The 12,867-nt window shown below is 51.2% G+C and carries 12 protein-coding genes; 8 read left to right on the forward strand and 4 right to left on the reverse strand.

Annotation, left to right across the window (positions count from 1 at the left end; genetic code table 11):
• The first annotated feature begins 92 nt into the window (after positions 1–92).
• The 6 genes from hisG to hisA are packed head-to-tail and all read left to right on the forward strand — an operon-like array spanning position 93 to position 5,780.
• Positions 93–944, forward strand: coding sequence for an ATP phosphoribosyltransferase (gene hisG, locus QZ310_RS06160; RefSeq protein WP_297071484.1), 852 nt, complete (start codon positions 93–95; stop codon positions 942–944).
• Positions 945–950: 6 nt separating this feature from the next.
• Positions 951–2,234, forward strand: coding sequence for a histidinol dehydrogenase (hisD, locus tag QZ310_RS06165; RefSeq protein WP_297071487.1), 1,284 nt, complete (start codon positions 951–953; stop codon positions 2,232–2,234).
• A gap of 49 nt (positions 2,235–2,283) precedes the next feature.
• Positions 2,284–3,315 (forward strand): histidinol-phosphate transaminase, encoded by a 1,032-nt coding sequence (gene hisC / locus QZ310_RS06170; protein ID WP_297071562.1) that lies wholly within the window; start codon positions 2,284–2,286, stop codon positions 3,313–3,315.
• A 13-nt stretch (positions 3,316–3,328) separates the two neighbouring features.
• Positions 3,329–4,429: a bifunctional histidinol-phosphatase/imidazoleglycerol-phosphate dehydratase HisB gene (hisB, locus tag QZ310_RS06175; protein WP_297071489.1), complete on the forward strand. Its 1,101-nt coding sequence runs from the start codon at positions 3,329–3,331 to the stop codon at positions 4,427–4,429.
• Positions 4,426–5,013: an imidazole glycerol phosphate synthase subunit HisH gene (gene hisH / locus QZ310_RS06180; protein ID WP_297071491.1), complete on the forward strand. Its 588-nt coding sequence runs from the start codon at positions 4,426–4,428 to the stop codon at positions 5,011–5,013. The genes hisB and hisH overlap by 4 nt, the downstream gene beginning before the upstream one ends.
• A 44-nt stretch (positions 5,014–5,057) precedes the next feature.
• A complete protein-coding gene (gene hisA / locus QZ310_RS06185) occupies positions 5,058–5,780 on the forward strand; it encodes a 1-(5-phosphoribosyl)-5-[(5-phosphoribosylamino)methylideneamino]imidazole-4-carboxamide isomerase (RefSeq protein WP_297071493.1) in 723 nt (240 codons plus the stop codon).
• A gap of 180 nt (positions 5,781–5,960) precedes the next feature.
• On the opposite strand, the gene QZ310_RS06190 is transcribed toward hisA, so the two are convergent.
• From QZ310_RS06190 to hisS, 3 genes are all read right to left on the reverse strand, one after another.
• Positions 5,961–6,749 (reverse strand): ATP-binding cassette domain-containing protein, encoded by a 789-nt coding sequence (locus tag QZ310_RS06190; RefSeq protein ID WP_297071495.1) that lies wholly within the window; start codon positions 6,747–6,749, stop codon positions 5,961–5,963.
• A complete protein-coding gene (locus QZ310_RS06195) occupies positions 6,746–7,489 on the reverse strand; it encodes an ABC transporter permease (protein ID WP_297071565.1) in 744 nt (247 codons plus the stop codon). The genes QZ310_RS06190 and QZ310_RS06195 overlap by 4 nt, the downstream gene beginning before the upstream one ends.
• Before the next feature lie 224 nt (positions 7,490–7,713).
• Positions 7,714–9,075, reverse strand: a complete 1,362-nt coding sequence (gene hisS / locus QZ310_RS06200; RefSeq protein ID WP_297071497.1) for a histidine--tRNA ligase — start codon at positions 9,073–9,075, stop codon at positions 7,714–7,716.
• Positions 9,076–9,182: 107 nt separating this feature from the next.
• Between hisS and nfo the strand changes: the two genes are divergently transcribed.
• Together nfo and QZ310_RS06210 are read left to right on the forward strand one after the other, a co-directional pair.
• Positions 9,183–10,025 (forward strand): deoxyribonuclease IV, encoded by an 843-nt coding sequence (nfo, locus tag QZ310_RS06205; protein ID WP_297071499.1) that lies wholly within the window; start codon positions 9,183–9,185, stop codon positions 10,023–10,025.
• Positions 10,026–10,104: 79 nt separating this feature from the next.
• Positions 10,105–11,436: an SLC45 family MFS transporter gene (locus tag QZ310_RS06210; protein ID WP_297071501.1), complete on the forward strand. Its 1,332-nt coding sequence runs from the start codon at positions 10,105–10,107 to the stop codon at positions 11,434–11,436.
• A gap of 143 nt (positions 11,437–11,579) precedes the next feature.
• Here the strand turns inward: QZ310_RS06210 and QZ310_RS06215 are convergent, their stop codons facing one another.
• Positions 11,580–12,866, reverse strand: coding sequence for an MATE family efflux transporter (locus QZ310_RS06215; RefSeq protein WP_297071504.1), 1,287 nt, complete (start codon positions 12,864–12,866; stop codon positions 11,580–11,582).
• Position 12,867 lies beyond the last annotated feature (1 nt).

Genomic DNA, 12,867 nt, shown 5'->3' on the forward strand with positions numbered 1-12,867 from the left:
TATTAACTTTTTGATGAAATTTACATGTATTTTATTAAAATTTGAAATAAAACATATAACTTTGCAAACCATTTCTAAGAAAAAAAGAATTTATGCTTCGAATTGCCATACAGGCCAAAGGTCGACTTAACGAGAAGACCATGGCCTTACTTGCCGATGCCGGCATCTCGGCTTCCGTCGGAAGCCGTTCGCTCATAGCCCACGCAAAGGGTTTTCCGGTGGATTTACTTCTTCTTCGAGACGATGACATACCTCAGGCCGTCTCGATGGGAACAGCCGACATAGGTATTGTCGGACTAAATGAGGTGGAAGAGAAAAATGTCGATGTCAAGCGTGTGCTTGATCTCGGATTCGGCGGTTGCCGTCTGAGCCTTGCCGTCCCCCGTGAGGCTGACTACAAAGGCCTCGAATGGTTCAACGGCAAACGCATCGCCACTTCATATCCCGAAATCCTTTCGCGTTTCCTCAAAGAGAAGAATATCAATGCCAAAATCCACACCATCACCGGATCAGTCGAGATTGCTCCTGCCGTCGGGATGGCCGATGCGATTTTCGATATAGTGTCGTCAGGCGGAACGCTGATTCAGAACGGTCTTGTCGAGGTGGAATCCATCCTTGAATCTCAGGCGGTGCTCATTGCCACTCCCGGACTGCCGGAGGAGAAGCAGGCTGAACTCGACAAACTCTGCTTCCGTTTCCGTTCGATTATTGAGAGCCGTGGCATGAAATATGTGCTCATGAATCTTCCGAAATCGTCGCTTGACGAGGCCTTGAAGGTACTTCCCGGAATGAAGAGCCCGACAATCCTTCATCTTGCCGATCCCGACTGGCTTTCGATTCATGCCGTCATTCCCGAATCGCAACTTTGGGAGCGCATCGAGCGTCTGAAGGCCATCGGTGCAGAGGATATTCTTGTGCTTGTGCTTGAAAATATTGTAAAATAATCGGATATGCAGACATTCTTAAATCCATCACGTCAGGAATGGCCGGTACTTACCGAACGCAACATCCCCGATGATCCGGCTGTCGGTCAGGCGGTCAGTGGAATTATCGAGGAGGTCCGTGCGAAAGGTGACGAGGCCTTGCGTGAGATGGCATTGAAATTCGACGGCACCTCAGTCAGTGAGCTTGAGGTCAGTGCCGCCGAGATTGCCGAGGGGTGTGCTCGGGTCAGTGAAGAAGTGAAGGCTGCTATAGGCTTGGCAAAGGAGAATATTTCCAAATTCCATGCTGCCCAGCTTCCTCATGAAGTCGATGTCAACACCATTCCCGGAGTGCGCTGCGTCCAGCGTCCGGTTGCCATTGACCGTGTCGGGCTGTATATTCCCGGCGGGCAGGCTCCATTGTTTTCGACTGTGTTGATGCTTGCATGTCCGGCAAAGATTGCAGGGTGTCGGGAGATTGTGTTGTGTACGCCTCAGAGCCGCAACCAACCGATTGCACCCGAGATTCTTTATGCAGCCTCAATCTGCGGCATCGACAAGATATATCGTGTCGGTGGCGCACAGGCTATCGCCGCAATGGCGCTTGGCACGGAGACTATAGCCCGTGTCGATAAGATTTTCGGCCCGGGTAACCGCTATGTCACCAAGGCCAAGCAACAGTTGAGCTCCGTAGTGGCGATTGATATGCCTGCCGGTCCGAGCGAAGTACTCGTCATGGCTGATGAGACCGCCGAACCGACTTTCATTGCTGCCGATCTTCTCTCGCAGGCTGAGCATGGGCGCGACAGTCAGGCTATCCTTGTCTGCAACTCAAAGGCGATTGCCGAAAAGGTTGATGAGGAGGTCAAACGTCTGTCCGGAAAACTCAGCCGTGTGGAGTCGGTCGAAGGTTCGCTTTCCCACAGCCGTCTGATTGTGTTTGACAACGGCACCGACACCATGCTCGACTTTGTCAACGCATACGCACCTGAGCATCTCATTATTTCCATGCGCGACGCGTGGTCGGTCGCATCACGGGTGAGAGCGGCGGGAAGTGTCTTCATCGGCAATTATTCTCCGGAGAGTGCCGGTGACTATGCTTCGGGTACAAACCATACGCTCCCGACAGGTGCGTGGGCGCGTTCCTACAGCGGTGTGAATATCGACAGCTTCATGCGCAAGATAACCTATCAGGAACTGACGCGCGACGGACTGGCTCTCCTTGCCCCGACAATCGTCACCATGGCTGATGCCGAAGGACTGGATGCCCACGCTCTTGCCGTGAAGGTGAGGATTGACCAACTTAAATAGACTTTACACATATATTATACAATATAAATTGCTTCTGATGACAGGTAAAATAAACCCTCTCGACCTTGTCCGCCCCAACATCCTTGCGCTCGAACCTTATTCGACTGCCCGCGATGAATTCAAGGGGGGCGACATCTCCGTGTGGCTCGATGCCAATGAAAGTCCCTATCCTTCGGGGCTTAACCGTTATCCCGACCCTCATCAGAAGAAACTCAAACATGCGATTGCCGCGCTTAAAGGTGTGCGCGAGGAGCAGATATTCATCGGTGGAGCCGGAAGTGATGAGGCTATAGACCTTGTCTACCGTATCTTCTGCCGTCCGGGTATCGACAATGCCATCTCCATATCCCCGACTTATGGTGTGTATGAGGTGAGTGCCGATATCAATGACATTGCTCTGCGGAAAGTGGAGCTTGGCGAGGATTATTCCCTCCCTGTCGACGCGCTCCTTGAGGCTGCCGACGGCAACAGCAAGGTCTTGTGGATTTGTTCGCCTAACAATCCGACGGGAAATGCTTTCGCTCCTGAGGATATTCTCAGACTTGTGGACAGCTTTCCGGGTATGGTGGTGGTCGATGAAGCTTACATTGACTTCTCGCCATATCCTTCGCTGCTTAACGTACTTGACAAACACCCGAATCTGATAGTCATGCAAACTTTTTCGAAGGCATGGGGGATGGCCTCGCTCCGTATGGGCATGGCCTTCGCCTCGCCTGAGATTGCAGAGCTGTTCGCAAGGGTCAAGTATCCCTACAACGTCAACGGGCCTACTCAGGAAGAGCTTCTGAGGCGCATCAGTGAGACGGACATCAATGAAAATGTGGATGAAATCATCCGTGAGCGTTCACGCCTTGCCTCAGCTCTTGAAAGTATGCCGAAAGTGAGGAAGGTGCATCATTCCGATGCCAATTTCCTGCTTGTCGAGGTCGAGGACGCGGATGGCATGTATGACTATCTGATTTCCCACGGCGTGATTGTCCGCAACCGCAACCGTGTGAAAGGTTGTCGCGGCTGTCTGCGTTTCACGGTCGGTACGCCGGAGGAAAATGACCGTGTGATTTCTCTTGTCGAAAAATTTTAATTCCAGATATGTCATGTTGAAGAAAGCTGTTTTCATTGACCGCGACGGAACCATCATAAAGGAACCTGCCGACGAGCAGATTGATTCTCTCGAGAAGCTTGAATTCGTCCCCGGGGCAATTTCCGGTCTCCGTTCGCTCATGAACCGTGGCTATGAACTCGTGATGGTCTCGAATCAGGATGGTCTCGGGACAGATTCATTTCCTGAAGATACATTCTGGCCCGCACACAACCGTATGCTCTCCACTCTCGAAGGTGAGGGAGTGAGGTTTGACGATATTCTGATTGACCGTTCCTTTCCGGAGGATAATGCGCCGACACGCAAGCCACGCACAGGAATGCTCACGGCATACATGGACGGGTCGTATGACCTTGCAAATTCCTTCGTGGTCGGTGACCGCTTGACCGATGTGCAGCTCGCTCAAAATCTTGGTGCGCGTGGAATCCTCATCGCTCCTGCCGACGGGGAATGTCCGGACGGATGCGAATTGCTGACGGAGGATTGGGACGAAATTGCCCGCCATATCCTGTCGTCTGACCGCAAGGTGACTGTCGAGCGCAACACATCTGAAACCTGCATCTCCATCACTCTCGACCTTGACGGTCATGAACCGTCGCATATAGACAGTGGGTTGAAGTTCTTCGATCACATGCTCTGGCAGCTTCCCCACCACGCAGGAATCTCGCTCGAACTCCGCTGTGAGGGTGATCTTGAAGTAGACGAGCACCATAGCATGGAGGATGTGGCCATCGCGCTCGGACAGGCCATCGACACGGCGCTCGGGTCGAAGCGCGGCATTGACCGCTATGGATTCGTGCTCCCGATGGATGAATGTAAGGCTATGGTGCTGATTGATTTCGGAGGCCGCGCGGATTTCGTCTGGGATGTCGAGTTTACGCGTGAATATGTCGGTGATACTCCGACAGAAATGTATAAACACTTCTTCAAGTCGCTCTGTGTGGCCATGCGTTGCAATCTCCACATCTCAGCGCGCGGTGAGAACAATCATCATCTCATCGAGGGTGTGTTCAAGGCTTTCGCGCGGGCATTGCGTATGGCCGTGAGGCGCGATGTGTTCAGTTATTCACTTCCTTCAAGCAAAGGTGTCCTATGATAGCGATAATAGATTATGAGATGGGCAATCTCCGTTCGGTCGGCAATGCCCTTGACCGCCTTGGTGCGGAGTGGAAACTGACTGCCGATCCCGCAGAGATCCGTCAGGCTTCAAAAGTGTTGCTTCCCGGTGTCGGAAATGATGCCGAGGCTATGGCGCGTCTGCGTGAGCGCGGTTTGTGTGAGGTCATCCGTGACCTTCGCCACCCGGTGCTCGGTATCTGCGTCGGTATGCAGGTGATGTGTCGCCACTCCGAAGAGGGTGATGTGGACTGCCTCGGGATATTTGATGCCAAAGTCCGGAGATTCCCGGAAGAGGATGACCTGAAGGTGCCTCACGTCGGGTGGAACCGCATCAACAATCTTGATTCGAAACTTTTCAAGGGGATAGATAGGGGTGCATACGTCTATTATGTCCATTCCTACTATGCACCGCTCTGTCCCGACACCATCGCCACCACGCGATATGGCTCAACGATGTTCAGTGCTGCTCTGAAATATGAGAATTTCTATGGAACACAGTTCCATCCGGAGAAGAGCGGAGATGTCGGTGAGCGCATAATTGCAAATTTCCTTGCATTGTAATTCCGTAAAGCAGTTATATCGGAATTGTCCTTATACAATAAACCATGATAGAAGTAATTCCTGCAATAGATCTCATAGACGGCAAGTGTGTCCGTCTGAGTCAAGGTGACTATGACCGCTGCACCGACTACGGTGCGTCGCCGGTCGATATGGCGAAACTGTTTCTTGACAATGGCCTCACGCGCATCCATCTTGTTGACCTCGATGGCGCGAAGGCCAGCTCTCCGCGCAATCTCCGCACACTCGAACAGATTGCACGTCTCAACGGTGTTGAAGTGGAGTGGGGCGGAGGCATCAAGACCGACCAAAGCCTTAAGGATGTGTTCAATGCCGGAGCGACATACGCGATTATCGGCAGTGTGGCCGCCCGTCAGCCTGAATTGATGTCGGCATGGCTTGACATGTATGGTGGCGAGCGCCTTGTGCTTGGTGCAGATGTGCGCGACGGCAAGGTGGCCGTCAGCGGATGGATGGAAGCGACAGCCGATACCATTGACGACCTTATCAACCGGTTCAAACCTCACGGTCTTTCACAGGCAATCTGTACGGACATATCGAAAGACGGAATGCTCGAAGGCCCTGCCTACGATATGTATGTCCGTCTGTCGGAGGAGTTTCCGGATGTCATTTTCACCGTGTCCGGTGGCATAAGTTCGCTTGACGATATTTTGCGACTGAATGATATGGGCATGAAACGTGTCATAACCGGCAAGGCTCTCTACGAAAACCGTATTTCTCTTTCCGACCTCCGCCAATTCGCGCGATAGATTCCGTAGGAGATACAAAAGCACAAAAGAGCATAAGAAACAAAAGGATATATAGCAAAGAATCTGAAGATAACTATCAATCTTGCAGAGAGCTATATATCCTTTTGTTTCTTATGCTCTTTTGTACGTTTGTATCTAAAAACAGAAATACTGAATTATATACAGTATTATCTGTGTTTTTCAGACGTTGGCGGGTTTCTTTGTGGTTTCGGTTGAAAGGACGTAAGCCTTGACCTTTTGGAAGAGGTCGTTGGCGAATACGAATTCATTCAGTGCCTCGTTGGAGGTCTGATAAATCTGGTGCATGTCGCCGACCCATTCGCGATGTCCTTTGTTGATGAAGATGATGTTCTCGCCGATGCCCAACACGGAGTTCATGTCGTGGGTGTTGATGATTGTCGTGATATTGTATTCGTGGGTGATGTCGCTCAGAAGCTCGTCGATGAGTATCGAGGTGCGGGGGTCGAGGCCGGAGTTGGGCTCGTCGCAGAAAAGATATTTCGGGTTGAGGGCAATGGCGCGTGCGATGGCCACACGTTTCTGCATACCGCCGGAAATCTCGGAGGGAAATTTCTTGTCGGCACCTTTCAGATTCACACGTTCGAGGCAGAACTGGGCGCGGTCCTTGATTTCACCGTAGCTCATCTTCGTGAACATGGTCAGGGGGAACATTACGTTGCCCAGGACGGTCTCAGAGTCAAAGAGCGCGGAGCCTTGGAAAAGCATACCGATTTCCTTGCGCAGTTCCTTCACCTTATTCTGGTCCATTTTCAGCAGGTCGCGGCCGTCGTAAAGAATCTCGCCTTTTTCCGGGCGTAACAGCCCGACGAGCGATTTGACAAGCACGGTCTTTCCCGAGCCGCTCTGTCCGATGATAAGGTTGGTCTTACCTGTGTGGAAGGTGGCTGAGACATCGTGGAGGATGGTCTTGCCATCAAATGACTTGGTGATATTTTTTACTTCGATCATTGCAGCAAGAGTTTGGTAAGCACTACGTCGAGGAGAAGAATCAGGATGCTTGAGGCAACGACAGCGTTGGTGGAAGCCTTGCCGACCTCAAGCGCACCGCCTTTCACATAGTAGCCGTAGAATGCGGCAACCGAGGTGATGATGAACGAGAAGAAGAGTGATTTTATAAGTCCGTACCACACATACCATTCGGAGAACATTGTCTGCAGACCGTAGATGAAGCGGTTGAGAGGAATGATGGATGTGAAGACCGAAATCAGCACACCTCCGAGAAATGAGGTGAAGATACAGAAGACCACGAGTACCGGCATATAGATGAGGAAGCCGACAATCTTGGGCAATACAAGGAAATTGGCTGAGTTGATGCCCATGATGTCGAGTGCGTCAATCTGTTCTGTCACACGCATGGTTCCTATCTCCGATGCTATGTTGGAACCCACCTTACCTGCAAGAATCAGACAGAGGATAGAGTTGGAGAACTCAAGGAGGATGATTTCGCGGGTGGCGAGGCCTGTCGAATAGGAGGGGACAAGAGGCGATACGATGTTGAGCTGCATCTGGATTGTGATAACCGCACCGATGAAGAGCGAGATGACTATCACAAGCGGAATTGAATCAACACCGAGTTTGGTGATTTCAAAAAATGTACGTTTGAAGAAGGTCTTCCATTTGTCGGGGATGGAAAAGACCTTGTTTATGAAGAGGCAATATGTGCCAAATGTGGTCAGAGAGTCGGATATAAGCATACCGAAATTTATGTAATGAGTTGTTTTCCTATGACAAAATTAACCATTTATTGTCAAAGGAAGTTCATGAGAGGGTCAAAAGACCAAATTATTGGCATAAATTGAGAGCCAGCGAGTGTTTGCAATGGCCAGGAGCGACTAAAGGGCTCATATCATAGATATGCAGGGCCGGCTGATGAAGCGGCCCTGCGCATGATATGGTTCAATCCGTGGTCGGCTTAAGCAAGAGCCTTCACGAGCTCGTCGACCGAAAGGCTCTTCTGTTCGCCGGAAGTCATGTCTTTCAGCGTTACGGTGCCTTCTGCAAGCTCGCTTTCGCCGATGATGGCCACAAAGGGGATGCCGAGTGCGTCAGCGCGTCCCATCTGCTTCTTCATCTTCGCGCAGTCGGGATAGATTTCAGCTGAAATACCGTTCTCGCGGAGTTTTTTGATGACTTCAAGTGATTTGGCTGCTTCTGCTACGCCGAAGTTAGTAAACATCACCTTGGCTGCACCGGCTATGTCGGCAGGGTAGAGGTTGAGGGTGTTGAGCACATCATAGATACGGTCTGCTCCGAAGGAGATACCGACACCTGACACTCCGGGGAGTCCGAAGACACCTGTGAGGTTATCGTAGCGTCCACCGCCTGTGATGCTGCCGATTTCAACGTCGCGGGCTTTGACTTCAATGATAGTGCCGGTGTAGTAGTTGAGACCGCGGGCGAGGCTCACATCAAGTTCTAGTTCCGCACGGAGTCCGAGTTGCTTTGAGCCTTCCATCACTTCGCGGAGTTCCTCCACTCCCTTAAGGCCAGTTTCGCTTCCCGCAAGAAGTTCGGAGAGTTTTGCGAGACGTTCCTCGTTCGAGCCTGAAAGAGTGATGATGGGAGTGATTTTGTCAATGGCCTCAGCGCTCAATCCGCGTTCTGCGAGTTCCTCCTTGACCTTGTCAAGACCGATTTTGTCGATTTTGTCGATAGCAACGGTGATGTCGACAATCTTCTCAGGCTCACCGACGAGTTCAGCTATGCCTGCGAGGACTTTGCGATTGTTGAGTTTGATTGTGGTGCGGATTCCAAGACGGTTGAACACCTCGTCAATCATCTGGATAAGCTCTATTTCATTGAGAAGCGAATCCGAACCGACGACGTCGGCATCACACTGATAGAATTCGCGATAGCGGCCCTTCTGCGGACGGTCGGCACGCCATACGGGCTGAATCTGGAAGCGCTTGAAGGGGAAAGAGAGGTCGTTGCGGTGCATGACCACGAAGCGCGCGAAGGGGACGGTGAGGTCATAGCGGAGACCTTTCTCGCAAAGTTTCGGGGCGAGTTTCGGGCAATCGCCGGCTTCAATCAGCTTGGGATCAACTCCGCGGAGGAAATCGCCTGAATTGAGAATCTTGAAGAGGAGTTTGTCGCCCTCCTCACCGTATTTTCCCATGAGGGTTGACAGATTTTCCATCGCCGGAGTTTCAATCTGCTGGAATCCAAAGAGATGGAAGACGCTGCGGATAGTATCGAATATATAGTTACGACGGGCCATCTCGGCCGGGGTGAAGTCACGGGTTCCTTTAGGAATGGAGGGTTTCTGAGCCATAATGTAATATTATGTGTAGGATTACAAATGTTTGCCTTTAATTTTTTGCAAAGATACGGATAATTTAGTAAATTTGCGAAAATTTAATGCGTAATCATACTTCATCAATGAAATACATCGGGGCACATGTCTCGGCGGAGCAGGGTGTAAGCAATGCTCCGCTCAAAGCTCATCTTATCGGAGCCAAATCATTCGCGATTTTCACGCGCAATCCTTCCAGATGGACTTCCAAGGCAATTACAGCCAAGGAAGCGGAGGCGTTTAAGGTTAATTGCGCTGAGTATGGCTACACTCCCGATGTGATTCTTCCCCACGACAGCTTCCTTATAAATCTCGGTTCGCCTGATAAGGAGAAACTTGAAAAATCAAGAGTAGCTTTCCTCGATGAACTCCGCAGATGTGAGCAGCTTGGCCTGACCATGCTGAATTTCCATCCCGGTTCCCATCTGAAGGAGATTGAGACCGATGCCTGCCTCGACCTCATCGCGGAATCGATAAATCTTGCTCTTGACAAGACCACAGGGGTAAAAGCCGTCATAGAGAACACAGCCGGGCAGGGGAGCAATCTCGGTTGCACTTTCGAGCAGCTTGCCCATATCATCGACAAGGTTGAGGACAAGAGCCGTGTCGGGGTTTGCATCGACACCTGTCATGCCTACACTTCCGGCTATGACATGGTCAGCGAAGAGGCCTACAATCGCACTTGGGATGATTTCGACCGTGTGGTCGGGATGAAATACCTTTGCGGAATGCACCTTAACGATACCATGAAGGCTCTCGGATCGAGGGTTGACCGCCATGCACCGCTCTTCACCGGACATCTTGACGAGGGATTCTGGCGACGGTTGATGAATGACCCGCGCATGAACGATATGCCGCTTATACTTGAAACTCCCAATGAGGAGATATGGGCCGAGGAGATAAAACGGCTCTATGCCATGATTGACTGAATGGATTCAGAAGGTTAAAGGCACAATAGGTAAAAAATAAATTAATAACAGATTATATCATTACACTTACAACAAAATTATGGTTAAGAATAAACCGGACCAAAGTTTTATGAAACTCTGGAATCTGAGTTTCGGTTTTTTCGGCGTACAGATTGCCTACGCCCTTCAGAGCGCCAACATCTCGCGCATCTTTGCCACCTTGGGTGCCGATCCGCACTCACTGAGCTACTTCTGGATTCTTCCCCCCTTGATGGGTATCCTTGTCCAGCCACTTGTCGGAGCTGCGAGTGACCGTACATGGAACCGTCTCGGTCGTCGACTTCCATATCTGCTTCTCGGAGCTGCAATTGCAGTTATCGTGATGTGTCTGCTTCCCAATGCCGGAAGCTTCGGCCTTTCGGTTGCCGGAGCGATGATTTTCGGTTTTGTTGCCCTGATGTTCCTTGACACATCCATCAACATGGCCATGCAGCCGTTCAAGATGCTTGTCGGCGATCAGGTCAACGAACGTCAGAAAGGACTTGCATATTCCATCCAGAGCTTTCTCTGCAACGCAGGTAGCCTTGTCGGTTATCTCGCGCCTATCACATTGACCGCAATCGGTATCAGCAACATCGCTCCGACCGGGCAGGTGCCTGATGCTGTCACATATTCATTCTACATTGGTGCCGCCGTACTGATTCTCTGTGTCATTTACAGCTTTGCCACTATCCGCGAGATGCCCCCCAAGGAATATGCCGAATACCACGGTATCACCGAAGAGCAGAAAGAGGAGAAGAGCAGCATGATTCACCTCCTGCGCCACGCTCCCAAGACTTTCTGGACAGTGGGTCTTGTTCAGTTCTTCTGCTGGGCTGCTTTCCTTTATATGTGGACCTACACTCCGGGTGCCATCGCCGATACCGTTTGGGGCACAACCAACACAGAGACCGAGGCTTACCAGACTGCAGGCAACTGGGTCGGTGTATTGTTCACGATTCAGGCCGTAGGCTCTGTGCTTTGGGCTGTTGTCATCCCCCGTTTCAAGAATCATAAGACTGTTTATGCTCTCAGCCTCCTTCTTGGAGCAATCGGATTCGTGTCGACCCTCTTCATCACTGATAAGTATGTCCTCTTCATCTCATTCCTCCTTATCGGTTGCGCTTGGGCCGCGATGCTTGCTCTTCCCTTCACTATCCTTACCAACTCGATTTCCGGCAAGAATATGGGTACCTACCTCGGCCTTTTTAACGGAACCATCTGCATTCCGCAGATCTGCGCCGCAGCTCTCGGTGGCGTGATTCTTCCGCTCCTCGGTGGCCGTCAGGTCAACATGCTCGTGCTTGCAGGCATTCTCCTTGTGGTAGGCGCATTCTGCGTCTCGCTCGTGAAAGAGACCTACGGAGATTCCACAGCCAACGCCGAGGCTTGAGTCTAAGAACAGAACTTTCGCTCTCCTGATCCGACATTACGGATGCCATAAAAATCGAGAGGTGCAGAAACAAATTCCGGTTTCTGCACCTCTCGATTTTTTAGCTTCTATATATGAGTTGACCGCTTTGCGTAGTGCGTTTTTTATTTAATGCGGTGCCGGAGGAGGGTTAGGACGAGGCCGCGACAGAGCAGGTAGGCGAGGAATGCTATCCACAGACCGTGATTGCCAAGACGGGGGAAGAGGAAATAGTAAGTGAGGAAGTAGACCAGTGTGGCGGATGCGATTGAGATGAGCATCTCGCGTGTGCGGGTAGCTCCGATGAAAACACCGTCCCAAGTGAAAGCTGCGAAGCCTACGGCGGGGATGGCTATCACCCATGAGAAAAATTCTTTGGACGATATGATTACTCCGGCATCATCGCTCAAAAGACTCATGATTCCTTCACCGGCCAAGGCATATATTATGGTGAAAAGAGCCACCATGACAATGCTCCATCTGAAAAGTGCCTTGATTGTGGCATGTAGGCCCTCGGAATCCTTCTTCCCGATATAGTTGCCGCAGAGCGATTCTCCGGCGAAGGCAAAACCGTCCATGAAGTAAGAGAAGAGTGTGAAGAACTGCATGAGCAGGGTGTTGACGGCAAGAATGTCGGTACCTTGGGTGGAACCCGTGCGGGTGAACCATACTGTGACAGCAATCAGGCAGAGCGTGCGGAAGAAGATGTTTACGTTGATTGAGAAGAAGCGTTTGAGTTGAGTTGTGTCGAGTATCTCTTCGAGACTTTTCAGTTGCGGATGATCCTTGCGGATGGCTGTGGTCAGAGCTACTATAAAACCGAGCCATTGGGCGCTGAGAGTGCCGAACGCGACTCCCTTAATCTTCATTCCGAACAGATAGACGAGGGCGAGGCTGATGACGATATTGGAGATGTTGATGATGAATGCGACTTTCATCGGCGCCTTGGCATTCTTCTGGCCGAGGAACCATCCTGAAATGACGAATGCTCCGAGCGATGCGGGCGCACCCCAGATGAGGATTGAGAAATAGTCGCGGACCATCCCGAGAATGTTGTCCTCGATTTCGAACAGCACTCCGGCAAGTTTGAAAATTGGTCGTTGGAGCACTATCATGGCTGCTGATGCGAGGAGCACAACGAGAAGTCCGCGCAGCAATACGAGGTCGCATCCCTCCTTGTCCTGCGAACCGTGGGCCTGGGCGGTCAGACCGCTCGAACCCATGCGCAGAAAGGCGAACAGCCAGTATATCATGTTGAATATCGTACCGCCCACAGCAATGGCTGCGATATAGTCAGCGCTCCCCATGTGACCAACAATCACCACATCCATCAGCGCGAGCAGTGGTGTGGTGATGTTGGTTATAATCGAGGGTACTGCGATCGACAGTATTTCACGATTAATCGGTTTCATG

Source organism: uncultured Duncaniella sp. (assembly GCF_910577345.1).
Classification (GTDB): domain Bacteria; phylum Bacteroidota; class Bacteroidia; order Bacteroidales; family Muribaculaceae; genus Duncaniella.

What these genes read in the sequence shown, in the direction of transcription:
- hisD (WP_297071487.1), top strand. Translation starts at nt 951, where the DNA reads ATGCAGACATTCTTAAATCCATCACGTCAGGAATGGCCGGTACTTACC.
- nfo (WP_297071499.1), top strand. Translation starts at nt 9,183, where the DNA reads ATGAAATACATCGGGGCACATGTCTCGGCGGAGCAGGGTGTAAGCAAT.
- QZ310_RS06190 (WP_297071495.1), bottom strand. Translation starts at nt 6,749, where the DNA reads ATGATCGAAGTAAAAAATATCACCAAGTCATTTGATGGCAAGACCATC.
- hisB (WP_297071489.1), top strand. Translation starts at nt 3,329, where the DNA reads ATGTTGAAGAAAGCTGTTTTCATTGACCGCGACGGAACCATCATAAAG.
- hisS (WP_297071497.1), bottom strand. Translation starts at nt 9,075, where the DNA reads ATGGCTCAGAAACCCTCCATTCCTAAAGGAACCCGTGACTTCACCCCG.
- QZ310_RS06215 (WP_297071504.1), bottom strand. Translation starts at nt 12,866, where the DNA reads ATGAAACCGATTAATCGTGAAATACTGTCGATCGCAGTACCCTCGATT.
- hisH (WP_297071491.1), top strand. Translation starts at nt 4,426, where the DNA reads ATGATAGCGATAATAGATTATGAGATGGGCAATCTCCGTTCGGTCGGC.
- hisA (WP_297071493.1), top strand. Translation starts at nt 5,058, where the DNA reads ATGATAGAAGTAATTCCTGCAATAGATCTCATAGACGGCAAGTGTGTC.
- QZ310_RS06210 (WP_297071501.1), top strand. Translation starts at nt 10,105, where the DNA reads ATGGTTAAGAATAAACCGGACCAAAGTTTTATGAAACTCTGGAATCTG.
- hisG (WP_297071484.1), top strand. Translation starts at nt 93, where the DNA reads ATGCTTCGAATTGCCATACAGGCCAAAGGTCGACTTAACGAGAAGACC.